This is a genomic window from Salinibacterium sp. PAMC 21357, from assembly GCF_000247645.1.
GTDB lineage: Bacteria > Actinomycetota > Actinomycetes > Actinomycetales > Microbacteriaceae > Rhodoglobus.
In genome coordinates this window covers 345,662-363,629 of the sequence record NZ_AHWA01000002.1, presented here as the reverse complement: position 1 = coordinate 363,629, position 17,968 = coordinate 345,662, and the positions used below count along the sequence as shown (strand labels likewise).

At 59.0% G+C, this 17,968-nt stretch carries 19 protein-coding genes; all 19 read left to right on the top strand.

Features of this window, described 5'->3' with window-relative positions:
• Nucleotides 1-16: 16 nt before the first annotated feature.
• The 19 genes from ON14_RS01775 (at nucleotide 17) to rpoZ (ending at nucleotide 17,960) form a co-directional block, all read left to right on the top strand.
• Nucleotides 17-874: a shikimate dehydrogenase gene (locus ON14_RS01775; protein WP_237719674.1), complete on the top strand. Its 858-nt coding sequence runs from the start codon at nucleotides 17-19 to the stop codon at nucleotides 872-874.
• Nucleotides 875-957: 83 nt separating this feature from the next.
• A complete protein-coding gene (gene aroC, locus ON14_RS01770) occupies nucleotides 958-2,163 on the top strand; it encodes a chorismate synthase (RefSeq protein ID WP_010202660.1) in 1,206 nt (401 codons plus the stop codon).
• Nucleotides 2,153-2,662 (top strand): shikimate kinase, encoded by a 510-nt coding sequence (locus ON14_RS01765; RefSeq protein WP_010202658.1) that lies wholly within the window; start codon nucleotides 2,153-2,155, stop codon nucleotides 2,660-2,662. Before aroC ends, ON14_RS01765 begins: the two co-directional genes overlap by 11 nt.
• The gene (aroB, locus tag ON14_RS01760) at nucleotides 2,659-3,735 is read left to right on the top strand and encodes a 3-dehydroquinate synthase (RefSeq protein ID WP_010202657.1); all 1,077 of its coding nucleotides are present in this window, start codon (nucleotides 2,659-2,661) and stop codon (nucleotides 3,733-3,735) included. Before ON14_RS01765 ends, aroB begins: the two co-directional genes overlap by 4 nt.
• 28 nt (nucleotides 3,736-3,763) lie before the next feature.
• Entirely contained in the window at nucleotides 3,764-4,219 is a 456-nt protein-coding gene (gene aroQ / locus ON14_RS01755; protein ID WP_010202656.1) for a type II 3-dehydroquinate dehydratase, read from the top strand.
• Between the two features lie 72 nt (nucleotides 4,220-4,291).
• Nucleotides 4,292-4,855 carry an elongation factor P gene (gene efp, locus ON14_RS01750; RefSeq protein WP_010202652.1) on the top strand — a complete coding sequence of 188 codons (564 nt, stop codon included), beginning with the start codon at nucleotides 4,292-4,294 and terminating at the stop codon, nucleotides 4,853-4,855.
• Nucleotides 4,856-5,269, top strand: a complete 414-nt coding sequence (gene nusB / locus ON14_RS01745) for a transcription antitermination factor NusB (protein ID WP_010202650.1) — start codon at nucleotides 4,856-4,858, stop codon at nucleotides 5,267-5,269.
• 91 nt (nucleotides 5,270-5,360) lie between these two features.
• Nucleotides 5,361-6,173, top strand: coding sequence for an ABC transporter ATP-binding protein (locus ON14_RS01740; RefSeq protein WP_010202648.1), 813 nt, complete (start codon nucleotides 5,361-5,363; stop codon nucleotides 6,171-6,173).
• Between the two features lie 11 nt (nucleotides 6,174-6,184).
• On the top strand, nucleotides 6,185-7,222 hold the full coding sequence (locus ON14_RS01735; RefSeq protein ID WP_010202647.1) for an aliphatic sulfonate ABC transporter substrate-binding protein: 1,038 nt from the start codon (nucleotides 6,185-6,187) through the stop codon (nucleotides 7,220-7,222).
• 106 nt (nucleotides 7,223-7,328) lie between these two features.
• Nucleotides 7,329-8,051, top strand: a complete 723-nt coding sequence (locus tag ON14_RS01730; protein ID WP_010202645.1) for an ABC transporter permease — start codon at nucleotides 7,329-7,331, stop codon at nucleotides 8,049-8,051.
• A gap of 100 nt (nucleotides 8,052-8,151) precedes the next feature.
• On the top strand, nucleotides 8,152-8,679 hold the full coding sequence (gene pyrR / locus ON14_RS01725; protein ID WP_010202643.1) for a bifunctional pyr operon transcriptional regulator/uracil phosphoribosyltransferase PyrR: 528 nt from the start codon (nucleotides 8,152-8,154) through the stop codon (nucleotides 8,677-8,679).
• Nucleotides 8,676-9,623 (top strand): aspartate carbamoyltransferase catalytic subunit, encoded by a 948-nt coding sequence (locus tag ON14_RS01720; RefSeq protein ID WP_010202642.1) that lies wholly within the window; start codon nucleotides 8,676-8,678, stop codon nucleotides 9,621-9,623. The genes pyrR and ON14_RS01720 overlap by 4 nt, the downstream gene beginning before the upstream one ends.
• A 58-nt stretch (nucleotides 9,624-9,681) precedes the next feature.
• Nucleotides 9,682-11,007, top strand: a complete 1,326-nt coding sequence (locus ON14_RS01715; RefSeq protein WP_010202641.1) for a dihydroorotase — start codon at nucleotides 9,682-9,684, stop codon at nucleotides 11,005-11,007.
• Entirely contained in the window at nucleotides 11,000-11,500 is a 501-nt protein-coding gene (locus tag ON14_RS01710; RefSeq protein ID WP_010202640.1) for a PH-like domain-containing protein, read from the top strand. Before ON14_RS01715 ends, ON14_RS01710 begins: the two co-directional genes overlap by 8 nt.
• Nucleotides 11,490-12,629 carry a glutamine-hydrolyzing carbamoyl-phosphate synthase small subunit gene (gene carA, locus ON14_RS01705; RefSeq protein WP_010202638.1) on the top strand — a complete coding sequence of 380 codons (1,140 nt, stop codon included), beginning with the start codon at nucleotides 11,490-11,492 and terminating at the stop codon, nucleotides 12,627-12,629. Before ON14_RS01710 ends, carA begins: the two co-directional genes overlap by 11 nt.
• The gene (carB, locus tag ON14_RS01700) at nucleotides 12,629-15,943 is read left to right on the top strand and encodes a carbamoyl-phosphate synthase large subunit (RefSeq protein WP_010202636.1); all 3,315 of its coding nucleotides are present in this window, start codon (nucleotides 12,629-12,631) and stop codon (nucleotides 15,941-15,943) included. Before carA ends, carB begins: the two co-directional genes overlap by 1 nt.
• Nucleotides 15,936-16,778: an orotidine-5'-phosphate decarboxylase gene (gene pyrF / locus ON14_RS01695; protein ID WP_010202634.1), complete on the top strand. Its 843-nt coding sequence runs from the start codon at nucleotides 15,936-15,938 to the stop codon at nucleotides 16,776-16,778. The genes carB and pyrF overlap by 8 nt, the downstream gene beginning before the upstream one ends.
• A complete protein-coding gene (gene gmk / locus ON14_RS01690) occupies nucleotides 16,778-17,707 on the top strand; it encodes a guanylate kinase (protein ID WP_010202632.1) in 930 nt (309 codons plus the stop codon). Before pyrF ends, gmk begins: the two co-directional genes overlap by 1 nt.
• On the top strand, nucleotides 17,700-17,960 hold the full coding sequence (gene rpoZ / locus ON14_RS01685) for a DNA-directed RNA polymerase subunit omega (RefSeq protein WP_010202629.1): 261 nt from the start codon (nucleotides 17,700-17,702) through the stop codon (nucleotides 17,958-17,960). Before gmk ends, rpoZ begins: the two co-directional genes overlap by 8 nt.
• The last annotated feature ends 8 nt before the right edge of the window (nucleotides 17,961-17,968 follow it).

Genomic DNA, 17,968 nt, shown 5'->3' with positions numbered 1-17,968 from the left:
TTCCGGCTTGCCCGCCGTGCCGCCTGAGCGCTCGAAGCTCGCTGTTCTTGGTTCCCCGATCTCTCACTCGCTGAGCCCCAGGATTCACCGAGCGGCCTATGCAACGCTGGGTTATGACTGGGAGTACGACGCGATTGAACTCACGGGGGAGTCTCTGCCAGCATTCCTCAGCGCTCTTGACGGGCGCTGGCGAGGTCTTTCCTTGACCATGCCGCTTAAACGAGATGTTGTACCCCTGCTCGACTGGGTCGATCCTCTCGTCGAACTCGTGGGTGGCGCGAACACCGTCGTGATTTCCGATCACGGCTTTCGCGGTTACAACACTGATGTCGAAGGGGCAATGCGCAGCTTTCTCGATGCGGGGTTGTCGAGTTTGGAGTCGGTGTGGATTCTTGGAGCTGGTGCCACAGCGGCATCCTTGCTGGTGGCATCGGTTCGATTAGGCGCATCGAAGATTGAGATATTTGCCCGTACGCCGGCAAAAGCAGAGCCGTTGAAAGCGCTCGGTGAGTCGCTCGGTGCGCAGGTTGTGCTGCGGCAGTGGAAAGAAGCACCGTCGTCGGATGAGATTCCGTCGGCGGTCATCACAACTGTTCCGGGCGGAGCACTGAATGTGGAATTTGACGAGAGCGTACGAACCGCAGCGGTACTCTTCGATGTCGCGTATGACCCGTGGCCCAGCGAAATTGCTAAGAGTTGGCTGGCCGTCAGCGGCACCGTGATTTCTGGTCATGACTTGCTCATCAATCAAGCCATTGCTCAAGTGCGAATCTTCGCCGCCGGCACTCCAGATCTGCCGCTCAGTCGGGAGGCTGACGCAATTGATGCCATGCGGGAAGCAATCGAGTCGTCGCTCGAGCACGAAGACTTCTAAAGGGATTGTTCCGGCGCGCGCGAGTGGTGACCGGGCCTTGCTCGGGTAAAAACAGGCACCCGCGTGTGTGGGAGGATTGACGCATGCTTCGATGGTTAACGGCCGGTGAATCTCACGGCCCCGAATTGGTCGCAATTCTTGAGGGGATGCCTTCGGGCGTGCCCATTTCCCCTGAACAGATTCAGGCCGATCTAGTGCGTCGTACGCTCGGTTATGGCCGTGGTGCCCGCATGAAGTTCGAGCAGGATGAGCTGACGCTGAGCGCGGGAATTCGTTTCGGTGCCACCATGGGCAGCCCCATTGCGTTGCGCATCGGAAACACCGAATGGCCTCGTTGGGTAGACGTGATGAGTCCCGTGCCGGTCGACCCGGAGACCCTTCCCAAGGGCCGCGGTGCCGCTTTGACACGGCCACGCCCCGGCCACGCCGACCTCACGGGAATGCAAAAGTATGACTTCTTAGAATCCCGCAACGTGCTTGAACGCGCCAGCGCCCGTGAGACTGCGGCGCGTGTTGCTCTCGGTGCTGTCGCTCGTGCATTCCTGGATGGTCTCGGCATTCACCTTGTTAGCCACACCCTGTCGATCGGGACCGTGCGCGTTCCAGACGGCAGCGCAGTGCCAACCCCTGGTGATGTGGCAACACTCGACGCGGACCTGCTTCGCTGTTTCGACCCCGAAACGTCAGAGCGCATGGTGGCGGAAGTCGACCTGGCCCATGAAGATGGCGACACTCTTGGAGGCGTGGTTGAGGTTCTTGCCTACGGGCAACCTCCCGGGCTCGGTTCGTATACCCACTGGGATCGTCGACTTGACTCGCAGCTCTCAGCTGCGCTTATGGGCATTCAGGCGATCAAGGGTGTGGAAGTTGGAGACGGCTTCGAAACTGCGGTCCGCCGCGGTTCGGTAGCACACGACGAACTCGTGCATTCTCCTGACGGCATCTCGCGCGAGAGCGATCGTGCAGGCGGCATTGAGGGCGGAATGACGACCGGCACAGTGCTTCGTGTGCGTGCCGCGATGAAACCGATTTCGACCGTTCCTCGAGCGCTGCGCACGGTCGATATCGCGACTGGTGAAGCGGCGGTTGCGCATCACCAGCGTTCCGATGTGTGTGCTGTCCCCGCTGCCGGTGTTGTGGCGGAAGCGATGGTTGCGCTTACCCTCGCAAACTCAGTTCTTGAAAAATTCGGGGGTGATTCGCTTGGCGAAACCAAACGAAACCTCGAGTCGTATGTGGCGGCCATCCCGGACGCACTGCAGACAACGCGGGCTACCTATGCTCAATGATGGCGGAGCGATCGTTGTCATTATTGGGGCGCCTGGTTCGGGAAAAACCAAAGTCGGTAAGCGACTAGCCAAGATTCTCGATGTGCCGCTGATCGACACGGACAAGGTCGTGGTCGCCTCGCACGGTCCCATCCCTGAGCTCTTTACCGAGTTCGGCGAAGAATACTTTCGGGAGAGAGAACGCGAGGCTGTAGCCAACGCTCTCCTCGAACCCGCGGTCGTCACGCTCGGCGGGGGAGCAGTGCTTGACCTCAACACGCGTGCAGACCTTGCGTCGCACCGGGTTGTGCAATTGACCATGTCGAAAACAGCTGCTCGACTCCGCATTGCGGGTACTAAACGGCCCCTCGCCAAGAACGCCGATGAATGGGCGAAGCTGGTGGAGGCGCGTCAGCCGATCTATGACGAGCTCTCGTTGCTCACTATTGATACCTCACTAAAGCCTATGGAAAAAGTCGCGCGTGAGATCGCCGACTGGTTGGGAACCCAACAACAATGACGGAAACTACGATTATCCCGGTCGACGGCACGAACCCCTACGATGTTCTGATCGGGCGAGGGCTGCTGCCACAACTGGCCGAACAGCTTGGTCCGCGAGTAGCAAAGGTCTTGATTATTCACGCCCCCACGCTGGGAGCGCGAGCGAATGCACTGAGGGAATCTCTGTCGGAGAAGTACGAAGTGCTCTTGGCCGAAATTCCGGATGCCGAAGATGCCAAACGCATCGAGGTGGCGGCATTCTGTTGGCAAATCATGGGCCAGACCGACTTCACGCGCACGGATGCCGTGATTGGCTTCGGTGGCGGCGCGGCGACCGACCTCGCGGGATTCGTCGCCGCGACGTGGTTGCGCGGCGTTAAGCTCATTCAGTGCCCCACGAGCGTGGCCGGAATGGTCGACGCCGCGGTGGGAGGTAAGACGGGCATCAATACGGCTGAGGGTAAAAACCTTGTCGGCGCGTTTTATGCCCCTAGTGCCGTTGTGGCCGACTTCGATGTGTTGGAGGACCTTCCGCGCAACGAAATCCTGGCGGGGTTCGCAGAGATCGTGAAGTGTGGTTTCATCGGTGAACCTGAAATCCTCGACATCATCGAAGCAGATGTCGACAAGGTAATCGACCCGCACTCCGACGAGTTTCGGCGAGTTGTTGAACTGTCGATCGCCCTTAAGGCCCGCGTAGTTGGAGTCGACCTCACTGATCAGGGACCGCGTGAAGCCCTGAACTATGGTCATACGCTGGGGCATGCAATTGAGCATGCTGAGCGTTACCGCTGGCGCCACGGCGCCGCAGTGTCCGTCGGCATGGTGTTCGCCGCGGAGCTAGCCCACCTTGCAGGCTCGTTGAGCTCAGAAGTGGTCGATCGACACCGCAGTATCTTGCAGTCGCTGAGTTTGCCTATTGATTACCCCCTCGGCCGCTGGAATACTCTGCTGGCGACGATGCAGCGTGACAAGAAGGCTCGTGCGGGCATGATTCGTTTTGTCGTTCTCGATTCGATTGGTCACACGTCAATGCTGAACGGACCAGACGAAGCGATGCTGTACTCGGCTTATCAAGAAGTCGGGGTCTAGCGGGCACGCGCCTCGCTAGAGTGGAGCGGTGACTACAGTATTTGTCCTCAACGGACCCAACCTCGGCCGGCTGGGAAGCAGAGAGCCTGATGTTTATGGCGGAGGTACGCTCGTCGATCTTCAGGCTACTCTCGAAGCCCACGCCGCTGAGGTGCACGACATTGCCGCTCTGACCGTCGATTTTCGGCAGACCGACAACGAAGCGGAACTGATTTCGTGGCTACACGAAGCTGTTGACTCCGCATCGCCGGTGATTATGAATCCTGCTGCCTTTACGCACTACTCCTACGCGTTGCGGGATGCGGCGGCTCAGGTCAGCGGAGCAGGAATCCCGCTTATTGAGGTGCACATTACGAATCCGCACGCTCGCGAGGAATTTCGGCACACGAGCGTGATTTCGGGAGTTGCCACCGGCGTGATCGCCGGATTCGGCTTCGATTCGTACATTCTCGCTCTCGACGCGATTGCTCGTCGACTCAGTTAGACTCGAACGTCGCATTTGTCGCTTCCGCGATTTTATTGCGCTTTTGCTCGTTAACAGAAACGGATTGTACGCATGGCCTCTACCGCTGACATCAGGAACGGCGTCGTTCTCAACATGGACGGTGGATTGTGGACCGTTATCGAGTTCCAACACGTCAAACCCGGCAAGGGTGGTGCGTTTGTTCGCACCAAAGTAAAGAACGTTCGCTCGGGTAAGACTGTCGACCGCACCTTCAACGCTGGCGCGAAGATCGAAACCGAAACCGTCGACCGCTCAGAATTTCAGTACCTATACAAGGATCTTGAAAACTTCGTGTTTATGAACACGAGTGACTACGACCAAATCACGTTGAGCGCTGAAGCGGTTGGCGATGCTGTCAACTTCATGCTTGAGAACCAAAACGTTGTAATTGCACTCCACAACGGTGAGCCTCTTTATGTAGAGCTTCCGGCTTCCGTTGTTTTGGAGATCACCTACACCGAGCCAGGACTGCAGGGAGACCGTTCGACCGGTGGTAGCAAGCCTGCGACCGTAGAAACTGGCTACGAGATCCAGGTTCCGTTGTTCCTTGAACAGGGCACGAAGGTCAAAGTTGATACCCGCGATGGCGGCTACCTCGGTCGCGTGAACGACTAAATGGGGGCACGCAGCAAGGCGCGCAAGCGCGCGCTTGACCTTATGTATGGTGCCGACGTTCGTGGCGAAAGCATTAACGTCGCACTGGCCGCTGAGTCGTCGCGAGCAATGAATGATCCCGCCCGGGCGACCTCATGGGCCTACGCTCAGCAAGTTGTTCTTGGTATTACGGAACATGGCGACGAGATCGATGAACTCATCGAAACGTATTCGCAGGGCTGGCCACTCAACCGGATGCCAGCGGTAGACCGAGCTCTACTGCGCATTGGTTTGTGGGAGATTTTGTATAACGACGAGATCCCCACCGGTGTCGCGATTTCTGAAGCGGTTGAATCCGCCAAGATTCATTCCACCGAAGATTCGGCGGGGTTTATCAACGGGTTGCTCGGCCGGATTGCCGCCAGCAACGAATAGTTTTTCTTATGTGACGTAGCGTTACGCGGTTGCGTGACGCTACGTTACGTTCTCAATAGCCATCGCGTTGGTGAAGTTCTAGCGTTCAGGGATGAGTTCTTCATCCCTGCGCCGCACCACGGCCGCTGACGCGCTGTCGGTGTCTATCCGTGATCTTTCACGGAGTTTTGGCGACCGCCATGTTCTGCGTGCGGTTGATCTCGAGATCACTGCCGGGGAAATTGTTGCGCTCATTGGCCCTTCGGGTTGTGGCAAGTCGACACTGTTGCGGCACATTGGCGGGCTGGATTCCCCTTCCGGCGGTGCGATCGACATCGGGGGAGAACCCGTAGTTGGTCTCGATGCGCGGTCGGCGGTCGCTTTTCAGGAGCCACGACTTCTGCCGTGGCGTTCCATAACGCGCAATGTCGAAGTCGGGCTGCCGCGGGGCAAACGTAAGGGCGATGATCGTGGTCGAGTCGCCGGCCTCCTCGAGCTGGTGAAGCTCACTGAGTCAGCTCATTTGCGCCCCCGAGAGATTTCGGGCGGCATGGCTCAGCGAGTGTCGCTCGCCCGGGCGCTGGCGCGACGACCGGGAGTGCTCCTGCTCGACGAACCGTTCGGGGCTCTGGATGCGCTGACACGGCTGGCAATGCAAGATCTCTTGCTTGAGCTCCATGCTGCAGAGCCAGCGACGATCGTCATCGTCACTCATGACGTCGACGAAGCGCTCTACCTTGCCGATCGGGTGATTCTTCTTGGGTCGCCTAAGGGACAGCCAGCCGCTGAACCGGCGAGCATTCTCTCCACGGTTTCCGTGCCTGGCGTTCGCCCCCGTGACAGGGGCAGCAGCGATCTCGCAGAACTGCGTGTCGAGCTGCTTGACGGCCTCGGCGTTCCTACCCACCACCTCTCAACTCACTGACGGAAGACACTATGACTACCAAATCTCTTATTGCTGCCGCCGCCGGCGTAGTTGCGCTCGCTCTTGGCCTCTCCGGATGCGTTGCGGGAGAAGGGTCATCTCTCGCCCCTGATACCGCGGTAGATTCGGGCAGCTGGAGCAGTGACCAGCTCACCGTCGACTTCGCGACGTACAACCCGCTCAGCCTCATTATCAAGAACGAAGGTTGGTTAGAAGACACTCTTGGCGACGATGTTGCTGTGACGTGGATTCAGTCCTCTGGGTCGGCAGCAGCGAATGATGCGCTTCGTTCGGGGTCGATCGATGTCGGTTCCACTGCCGGCTCTGCCGCACTGCTGGTGCGCGCTAACGGGTCGCCCATTAAGACGATTGATATCTACTCCCAGCCGAACTGGTCGGCGATTGTTGTTGCGGCAGATTCGCCAATCCAGTCGGCGGCAGATCTTCGCGGCAAGAATATCGCTGCAAATGCGGGCACTGATCCGTACTTCTTTTTGCTTCAAACACTTGCCGAGGCAGGCATCGGTCTCGACGAAGTCACGATCACACAGCTTCAGCATGCCGACGGAAAGACGGCGCTGGAGGCGGGCACCGTGGATGCGTGGGCGGGGCTAGATCCGCTCATGAGTGCGTCCGTAGTGAACGCGGGTTCTCGAATCGTTTACGACAATCCCGACTTCAATAGCTATGGATTCTTGAACGCGACCGAAAGTTTCCTGGAGAAATCGCCTGATCTGGCGCAACTCGTCGTGGACGCATACGAGAAGGCCCGTCAGTGGGCGGCGGACAACCCCGACGATGCTGCAGCGATCTTCGCGGATGTTGCCGGTATCGATCTTCCGATCGCTAACTCTGTTCTCCTTGAGCGCACTAACTTGGCGATTGACCCGGCCCCGGGGGATGCACAGCGTGCTGTCTTGAATGTGATCGGCCCGGTTTTCGTAGAGTCTGGGGCGGTAGCTTCCCAGCAGCAGATTGATGACGCACTTGATTCGCTCTTCGATACGTCGTTCATTGACAGTGCGGATCCCAGCCGTGTCGACGAGTAATGGGGTTCTTGAGCGACCTGTTGTAATCGCGGCGGCGACTCCGCCGCCAGCGGTGACGCCTGATCGTACGCGCCGACGGTCAGTGCGAAGAGCACTTCTAGGCGCTGTGATTCCTGTGGCGATTCTCGTTATTTGGCAGGTGCTTGCCTCCTCGAACCTTATTCCGAGTTATCGCTTGCCGTCGCCCGCGGGCGTGTGGCTCGCCGGCGTCGACCTTTACGAGCGTGGCGTGCTCTACCAGCACATTGCGATCTCGACCCAGCGTGTGTTGTTGGGGTTCACGATCGGGGCGATTGTGGGGCTGGCCCTCGCCGCCGTCGTAGGGCTCTCGGCGCGAGCATCCGACCTGTTCGCGCCGACGCTGGCCGCCATTAGGGCGGTGCCATCGTTGGCGTGGGTTCCGCTCCTCGGCCTCTATATCGGCCTCAACGAAGATTCGAAGGTCGCTCTGGTGGCGATCGGTGCCTTTTTCCCGGTGTACACGACAGTCGCATCGGCACTGAGACACGTGGATGCTCACCTCGTTGAATTGGGCAGAAGTTACGGTTACTCCGGCACCGCGTTGTTGAGTCTCGTGCAGCTGCCGGCCGTGGTTCCCGCGGTGATCTCGTCATTGCGGCTCGCGCTCGCACAGGCCTGGCTGTTTCTGGTGGCGGGCGAGTTGCTTGGCGCTTCGCTTGGGCTCGGGTTCCTGTTGGTCGATTCTCAACAGAATGGTCGCATCGACCGACTATTCCTGACGATCATTCTGCTCGGAGTGCTGGGAAAGCTCACCGACACGGCGGTGGGATTGCTCGAACGCTTCTTGCTTAAGCGTTGGGGCTCGTAGTGCCTAAAGTGTACGTACGAACGGGGTGGCCAAGCGCGCTATAGTCGATGAAACAGATTTCCTTTAAATTCCGTCCAGAGAGGCGGGGAAGGAGGTCAGAATGTCTGTACGCACAGTGCTGCAGCATGCTGATATCACTCGAGCGTTGACTCGAATTTCCCACGAAATTCTTGAGTCCAATCGCGGTTCAGACGATCTCGTCATTCTCGGTATTCCCACGCGGGGCGTGACGCTCGCGAACCGCATCTCGGCGATAATCGAGTCGGTCGATTCAGCGGTCATCCCCGCTGGCGCCCTCGATGTCACGATGTACCGCGATGATCTAGCCCAGAACCCAACGCGGCCGACGCGACCGACCGATATTCCGCACGGCGGCATCGACGGCAAGACTGTCGTGCTCGTTGACGATGTGCTCTACTCCGGCCGCACCATTCGTGCCGCCCTCGATGCGCTCGGCGATCTCGGACGACCGCGAGCCGTGCGACTGGCAGTACTCGTTGACCGCGGCCACCGAGAGTTCCCGATTCGCGCTGACTTCGTCGGCAAGAATCTTCCCAGTTCCATGGAGGAACGGATCAACGTTCGTCTCGAAGAGATCGATGGAGTCGACGAGGTGACGATCGGATGAGGCACCTACTCACCACTCAAGGTTTGCCCCGCGATGAAGCGATTGCCATTCTCGATGTTGCCGAAGATATGGCAGCAGTCGGCGAGCGCGAGGTAAAGAAGCTCCCGACGCTGCGCGGTAAGACAGTCATCAACCTGTTTTTCGAAGATTCCACTCGTACTCGAATTTCGTTCGAGGCTGCAGCGAAGCGCCTAAGCGCAGACGTGATCAATTTCGCCGCCAAAGGCTCGAGCGTGTCAAAGGGGGAGAACCTCAAAGACACGGCGCAGACCCTCGCGGCGATGGGCGCCGATGCGGTGGTTGTGCGGCACTGGGCTTCTGGCGCGCCGAAAACACTTGCCGACAGCGGATGGATCGATGCTGGCATCGTCAACGCCGGTGACGGCACACACGAGCATCCGACCCAGGCGCTGTTAGACGCCTTCACGATTCGTCGCCGTCTTCACGGCTCCGCGTCGCGCGGGCGCGATCTTGACGGCGTGAGCGTGACAATAGTCGGTGACATCGTTCACTCTCGAGTTGCTCGCTCGAATGTGTGGTTGCTAACGACTTTGGGCGCCAAAGTCACGCTTGTCGCTCCGGCAACGTTGCTTCCGGTGAACCTCAGCGGTTGGCCAGTCGACGTCTCTTTCGATCTCGATCACGCGATCGCGCAAGGCCCTGATGTGATCATGATGCTGCGCGTTCAGGGCGAACGAATGGCGGCCGCGTTTTTCCCGAATGCTCGAGAGTATTCCAAGCAGTGGGGTCTCAATGACGAACGGATGCGGGCCCTTCCAGCAAGTAGCATGGTTATGCACCCTGGGCCGATGAACCGTGGGCTAGAGATTTCGGCTGCCGCCGCAGATTCGCCGCAGTCGACAGTGCTCGACCAGGTAAGAAATGGCGTCTCAGTGAGGATGTCGGTGCTGTATCACCTGCTGTCCGGAGCTGTGGAGCGGTGAGCGGTGAGCTAACACTTGCGGCCGCCCCACGCACATCACCCCAGAGAAGAGGACTCTCGTGAGTATCAGAATTGTCAACGCAACCTTGCCAAGCGGCGAGAGTGCCGACTTCACGATTGATCATGGCGTCTTCACCGACGACACGTCCGCAGATCGCACGATCGATGCCTCAGGATTGCAGGCGCTGCCGGGACTTGTCGATCTTCATACCCATTTGCGCGAGCCAGGCTTTGAGCAGAGCGAAACAGTGCTCTCTGGCACCCGTGCCGCGGCGATGGGCGGATTCACGGCGGTCTTCGCGATGGCAAACACCATGCCGGTGCAAGACACCGCCGGAGTGGTCGAGCAGGTTCAGTCGTTGGGTAACGATCATGGCTATGCGACCGTGCGACCGATTGGCGCGGTGACCGAGGGCCTCGGCGGAACCACGCTCTCGGAGATCGGAGCGATGGCGAATTCGCGCGCTGGGGTTCGAGTGTTCTCGGATGATGGCAAGTGTGTCCACAATGCGCTGCTTATGCGTCGAGCGCTCGAGTACGTCAAGACTTTTGACGGCGTCGTTGCTCAGCATGCGCAGGAGCCAACGCTCACGGTAGATGCCCAAATGAACGAAGGCGCGGTTTCGAGCGAACTCGGCCTTGCTGGTTGGCCTGCTGTTGCCGAAGAGTCGATCATCGCCCGCGACGTCCTACTTGCCGAGCATGTTGGTGCCCGACTTCATATTTGTCATTTGTCGACGGCTGGATCTGTCGATGTGATCCGCTGGGCGAAAGCGCGCGGCATTGCGGTGACTGCTGAAGTGACGCCCCACCACCTCCTGCTCACCGACGAGCTAGTGCGCGGCTACGATGCGCGGTTCAAAGTGAATCCACCATTGCGCCGGGATGAAGACGTTCTGGCGCTGCGCGCGGCCCTCGCAGACGGAACGATTGATATCGTCGCGACCGACCACGCACCGCATCCGCCCGAAGCGAAAGAGTGTTCGTGGGCTGAAGCGGCCTTTGGCATGGTCGGCCTCGAGTCGGCCCTCAACGTTGTACAGGAAGCAGTCGTCGATTCCGGACAGCTCAGTTGGGCCGACGTGGCACGCGTTCTTTCGCAGAAGCCTGCGGAGATCGGCCGCCTCGATGGCTATGCAACGCCGTTCGCCCTCGGCTCGGCAGCGAACCTCGTCCTGATCGATCCCAGCGCGCGATCTACCTTCTCCACGGCATCCCTCCGTGGCAAAGGCACGAACTCTCCCTACCTAGGGCGCGAGCTTCCCGGTCGAGTCATGACGACCATCCACAACGGTTATGAAACTGTTCGGGATGGCGAAGTCGTTGACGCTGCCGAGGTCGCAGACAACGCTCGATGTGCGGCGACGGAGGCAAACAATGTCTAAAGATGTTTCGACACTGATCGTGATCGCCTTTGTGGTGCTCCTGCTCGGTCTGATGGTTGCTGGTTGGTACGCGCGTAAGCGTCGTCAGTCGCACATCGGTGCGCCACAACAGCCCCCAGCCGATCTTCCGGGCGGTCACCCCAGTTTCACCGGAAAATATGTCTCAACAACGCTCGGGGGAGACCAGCTCAATCGTGTCGCGGTTCACAGCTTGGGATATCGCGGTAATTGCAGCATAGAAGCTCACCCGACGGGCATCGCAATATTCCGCACCGGCGAACGCGATCTATGGGTACCGCTCCACGATTTGCGGGGTATTTCCCGCGCATCCATGACCATCGACCGTGTGGTCGAGAACAACGGATTGCAGGTGATCGAGTGGAATCTTGATGGCACTGCAGTCGATAGCTATTTCCGAATGGATGACCCCGAGGCGTGTGAGAAAGCCCTCGCCGGTGTCATGAGTAATGAAAGGCAGTCCCATGACCTTTGAAGCAGCAGTGCTCGTACTCGAAGATGGCTCGCGCTATCTCGGTCAGGCATACGGCGCCCGCGGCCAGCGCCTCGGTGAAGTTGTCTTTGCGACCGGAATGACCGGCTATCAAGAAACGATTACCGACCCAAGCTATGCCGGGCAGATCGTTGTCATGACAGCCCCCCACATTGGCAACACTGGTGTCAATGACGAAGACCCCGAGTCTTCGCGCATCTGGGTTTCTGGGTTTGTGGTGCGTGACGCTAGCCGTGTTGTCTCGAACTACCGCGCCAATGGCTCGTTGGATGACCAACTCACCGAGCAATCAATTGTGGGCATCAGTGGTGTCGATACCCGCGCGATCACTCGTCGCCTTCGCGATTCTGGGTCGATGCGTGGCGGTATCTTCTCCGGTGCTGACGCCGAGTTGACTGCTGATGAACAACTCGCGGCGGTGAAAGAGGCCGCGCAGATGACCGGTCGGAGCCTGTCATCCGAGGTTTCGACAGTTGAGGCTTACGTGGTCGACGCCATTGGCGCGAGTATCGGGCGACTCGCCGTGCTCGACCTCGGTGTGAAGACATCCACGCTGAACTACTTGGCCGAGCGGGGCTTCGACGTGCACGTGTTGCCGCAGACGGTCACGTTCGACGAGATGCTGGCCATTGACCCTGTTGCGGTCTTTTACTCCAATGGTCCTGGCGATCCGTCGGCTTCCGACGGCCACGTTGAACTGCTGACACAGGTACTCAAGAAGGGATTGCCTTTCTTCGGGATTTGCTTCGGCAACCAGCTCCTCGGTCGTGCGCTCGGTTACGGCACCTACAAGTTGCCGTTTGGGCACCGCGGAATCAACCAACCCGTCATTGACGTCAACACCCTCCGCACAGAAATCACGTCGCACAACCACGGATTCGCGGTTGATGCGCCCGTCGGCGAGATCAGTCAGTCACCAGCCGGCTTCGGTCGCGTCGAGGTTAGCCACGTGAACCTCAACGACAACGTCGTTGAGGGCCTCCGCGCCCTCGACATCCCCGCCTTCTCTGTTCAGTACCACCCCGAGGCGGCCTCTGGTCCGCACGATGCCAATTATCTTTTCGACAGGTTCCGCGACCTTGTTCTCGAGAACGCAAAGGACAACAAGTAATGCCCAAGAGACAAGACATTTCCTCGGTACTCGTTATCGGATCCGGCCCGATCGTCATTGGTCAGGCCGCTGAGTTCGATTACTCGGGAACCCAAGCGTGCCGAGTGCTGCGTGAGGAGGGCATCCGCGTCATCCTGGTGAACTCGAATCCCGCCACGATCATGACGGACCCCGACTTCGCCGATGCGACCTACATTGAACCCATCACCTGGCAAGTTATCGAATCGATCATCGCCAAGGAGCGTCCGGATGCTCTCCTTCCGACGCTTGGCGGCCAGACCGCGCTCAACGCCGCCATTGAGCTCGACGCCCACGGCATCCTCGAGAAGTACAACGTTGAGCTGATTGGCGCCAATCTTGACGCGATCAACCGTGGTGAAGACCGCCAGATTTTCAAGCAACTCGTCATCGATTGTGGTGCTGAAGTTGCCAAATCGTACATAGCGCACACGGTCACCGAGGCCGTTGAATTCGCTGAAGACCTCGGGTATCCGCTCGTGATTCGCCCGTCTTTCACGATGGGTGGTCTGGGCTCAGGCTTCGCTTACTCTCGTGAAGAACTCGTGCGAATGGTGACCGACGGCTTGCACCAGAGCCCCACCACCGAGGTGCTGCTCGAAGAGAGCATCCTGGGTTGGAAAGAGTATGAGCTTGAACTCATGCGCGACACCTCAGATAACACTGTCGTCGTGTGTTCGATCGAGAACGTTGACCCGGTCGGTGTTCACACCGGCGACTCGATCACCGTCGCACCGGCGCTGACGCTCACTGACCGCGAATACCAGAACCTCCGAAACATCGGAATCGACATCATCCGTGCCGTCGGGGTAGACACCGGGGGCTGCAACGTTCAGTTCGCCATTGACCCCGCGACTGGCCGTGTGATTGTTATCGAGATGAACCCGCGAGTCTCACGGTCGAGCGCTCTGGCCTCGAAAGCGACAGGCTTCCCGATTGCCAAGATTGCCGCCAAACTTGCGATCGGCTACCGCCTCGACGAAATCCCCAACGACATCACCAAAGTCACGCCGGCAAGCTTCGAGCCGACACTCGACTATGTCGTCGTCAAGGTTCCGCGTTTCGCCTTTGAGAAATTCCCAGCGGCTGACACGCGATTGACAACGACGATGAAATCTGTCGGCGAAGCAATGGCGATTGGTCGCAACTATTCAACCGCGTTGCAGAAAGCACTCCGCTCTCTCGAAAAGCGTGATTCGAGCTTCCATTGGAACGGCGAAGTCGGCAACAAAGCGGAACTGTTGGCGCTGTCGGGAATCGCAACTGACGGTCGCATCATCACGGTGCAGCAGGCGATGCGGGCTGGCGCCACCACAGAAGAAGTCTTCGACGCAACCAAAATCGACCCCTGGTTTATCGATCAAATCGCTCTCATCAATGAGGTCGCGGCGGATATTGTGGATGCCGACAACCTGACGGCAGCGCTGCTCACTCACGCGAAGAACCACGGTTTCAGCGATGTACAGATTGCGGATCTCCGCGGCGTCACCGAAGCAGAAATTCGTGACCTGCGCTGGGGCCTCGATGTGCGCCCCGTCTTCAAGACCGTCGACACGTGCGCTGGCGAGTTCCCTGCGCTTACGCCGTACCACTACTCCAGCTACGACTCCGAGACCGAAGTCGCGCCGAGTGATAAGACGAAGGTCATCATTCTCGGATCGGGCCCCAACCGCATCGGTCAGGGCATCGAGTTCGACTACTCGTGTGTTCATGCCTCGTTCGCACTCTCGGACGCGGGCTACGAGACCATCATGATCAACTGCAACCCCGAAACCGTCTCGACTGACTACGACACAAGCGACCGGCTCTACTTTGAGCCCCTCACGCTCGAAGATGTGCTCGAGATTGTTCATGCGGAAAGCAAAAGTGGCGAACTACTCGGAGTGATCGTGCAACTCGGAGGGCAGACTGCTCTCGGCCTCGCTCAGGGACTCAAGGATGCCGGCATCCCGATCCTCGGAACAACGCCAGAAGCGATCGACCTCGCAGAAGAGCGCGGCTTGTTCTCCGCCATTCTCGACAACGCTGGCCTGCTAGCGCCGAAGAACGGCACGGCAACCAACCAGTCTGAGGCGATCACGATTGCTGAGGACATCGGGTATCCGGTGCTTGTGCGCCCCTCCCACGTTCTTGGTGGCCGCGGCATGGAAATTATTTACGACACCGAAGCTCTGGCTGACTACTTCGAGCGTGTTCGCGATGTCGTCGTCATTTCGGAAACATCGCCGCTGCTCGTCGATCGTTTCTTGGATGACGCCATCGAGATCGATATCGATGCCATCTACGACGGCACTGAGCTATACGTCGGTGGAATCATGGAGCACATCGAAGAAGCAGGTATTCACTCCGGCGACTCGGCGTGCACCCTCCCGTCGGTAACGCTGGGCAGGGACGTGCTCAAGCGTGTTCGAGAGGCAACGCTCGCCATCGCTGAAGGGATTGGCGTTCGCGGGCTCCTCAACGTGCAGTTCGCTATCGGTCAAGGCATCCTTTATGTGCTCGAAGCGAACCCGCGAGCTAGCCGTACCGTTCCCTTCGTGTCGAAGGCGCTCGGCATTCCGCTGGCAAAAGCTGCAGCTCTCGTGATGGCCGGTTCGAGCATCCGCTCTCTCGTTGACAGTGGATTGCTGCCTATCCTCGACGGTTCGCAAGTGCCAGCTACCTCTCCAGTTTCTGTCAAAGAAGCAGTGTTGCCGTTCCGGCGGTTCCGCACGGTTGAGGGTCAGGTTGTCGATTCGGTTCTCGGCCCAGAGATGCGCTCGACCGGTGAAGTTATGGGTATCGACTCCAACTTCCCCAAGGCGTTCGCCAAGAGCCAAGAGGCTGCCTACGGTGGGTTGCCCGACAGCGGTTCGGTCTTCGTGTCTGTCGCAGACCGCGACAAGCGAGCCGTCATCCTGCCGGTCTTGCGTCTCAGCCAGCTGGGCTTCACGGTTCTCGCCACAGAGGGTACCGCTGAAATCCTGGCTCGCAACGGCATTGAAGCTCAGGTTGTCCGTAAATACTTCATGGGTCAAGAAGTGAACGCTGCAGAGCCATCCATCGTCGAGTTGATCAACGACGGCAAGGTAGATGTCGTGATCAACACGCCGAGCGGCCGCAGTGCGCGCGCCGATGGGTACGAAATTCGCACTGCGACTGTCGCGGCTGACAAGCCGATCTTCACGACGATGGCCCAATTGGCCGCAGCGGTAGCGTCATTCGAGGCAATCCGTGACGGCTTCGATGTTCGTTCGCTTCAGGATTACGCGCTCGACCGCGCTGCAGAGCTCGAGAAGGTGGCAAACAATGCCTAGTTTCGCATCACGCCTAGCGCACACCTTTGAAGAATTCGGGGGAGTCTGCATGGGGATAGATCCTCATCCGTTCCTTCTCGAAAGTTGGGGGCTCTCCAACGACGCGCACGGCGTTCGTGAGTTTGCGCTTCGTGCCGTGGATGCCGCGGCCGGCAACGTCGGAATGATCAAACCGCAGGTCGCATTTTTCGAGCGCTTCGGATCTGCCGGCTATGCCGTTCTCGAGGAGTCTTTCGCCCTCGCCCGTTCGGCCGGACTGTTAGTCATTGCCGACGTCAAACGTGGCGACCTGTCATCGTCAGTAGACGCCTACGGTGAGGCGTGGCTAACGCCGGGCTCACCGTTGGAGGCAGACGCAATGACCGTGGTCGCGTATCAGGGGGTTGCCGAGCTTTCTGGTCCCTTCGAATTGGCGCGAGAGGCAGGCAAAGGCATTTTCGTGCTCGCCGCAACGTCGAATGCTTCGGCCTACAGCATCCAATCAGCTCGCATTGTTGACGGCGAGCACGAGGGCGCAACCGTCGCGGCGAGCGTCGTTCGTGATGTTCGTGCGTTGAACACTGAAAGCGGGCTCGGGTCGTTTGGGGTCGTGGTTGGCGCCACGGTAAACGTCGCCGATTTCGGGATGCGCGTTGAAGAACTCATCGATTTGCCCGTGCTGGCTCCCGGTTTTGGTGCCCAGGGCGCGCAAGTTGAACAGGCGCGTGAACTCTACGGCGCCGCGGTCGGCAACACGATTGTTACGGTGTCACGAAGCGTTCTGCAAGAGGGCTCGAGCCAGATCCCCTCGGAGTTACGCTCACTACGATCACAACTCCGAGAGCAGGTGCGCTGATGGGCCCACGTCCAGAACCGCCGGCGGTTGACCGCGCTGCGGCCTCGCGGGCTGCGATTGCCGCTCGCCGAGCTCGTGCTTCCGTCAAGCGCGAAGTAGCCGAACGTGCGCGGACTGCTCTCAATGTTGCCCGAACGGCGTGGTCGTCACCCGAGAGCCCTGAAGCTCGGCTGCTCGTGAGAGAGCTGTTGCTCAGCGTGCCCTCGCTCGGTCCAACCCGCGTCGAGGCCGTTATGGACGAACTTGCCATTGCCGAACGTAAACGCGTTGGCGGCCTCGGCCCAAAACAACGCGATCGGCTTGCCGCCTATCTTTCGGAGCGCCAAGGCCCTGAGCCAACACGGCTTGTTGTGCTTGCCGGTCCGACTGCGGTCGGTAAAGGCACGGTGTCGAGCTACATTCGGGACAATCATCCCGATGTTCTACTCAGCGTCTCAGCGACAACGCGAAAGCCTCGGCCGGGGGAGATCGACGGTGTTCACTACTACTTTGTGAGCGACGACCAATTCGACGTCATGATTGCCGAGAACGATCTTCTTGAATGGGCGGTCGTTCACAACTCCTATCGCTATGGCACCCCACGCCCTCCGATTGATGTGGCTCTCGCCGAAGGAAAGCGTGTGCTCCTAGAAATCGATCTTCAGGGTGCCAGATCCGTTCGCGCCGTCATGCCCGAAGCGTTGTTGGTGTTTCTCTTGCCGCCAACCTGGGAAGAGTTGGTGCGTCGCTTAATCGGTCGCGGAACCGAAGATGCCGCCGAACAGGCGCGTCGTTTGGAGACCGCAAAGGTCGAATTAGCGGCTCAAGAAGAGTTCGATGTCAAAGTCGTGAACACAGAAGTAAGCCAAGCGGCTCAAGAAGTCGTAGAATTGATGGATGCGCCCGCTGGCGCGACCACTTCCGACTCCAAGGAGCACTCCAATGGCTGACAAGAACTCGGGCATCATTGATCCCCCCATCGACGAACTGCTGTCGAAAGTTGATTCAAAGTACCAGCTCGTAATCTTCGCTTCCAAGCGTGCACGTCAGATCAACGACTACTACGCCGACCTCCACGAAGGAAGCCTGTTCGACAACGTCGGACCGCTCGTTGACTCGACGATCGAAGACAAGCCACTCTCGGTTGCTCTTCACGAGATCAACGAAAACAAGCTTGAACTCAAGCGCCTCAGCGGCGAATAGAACCTCAT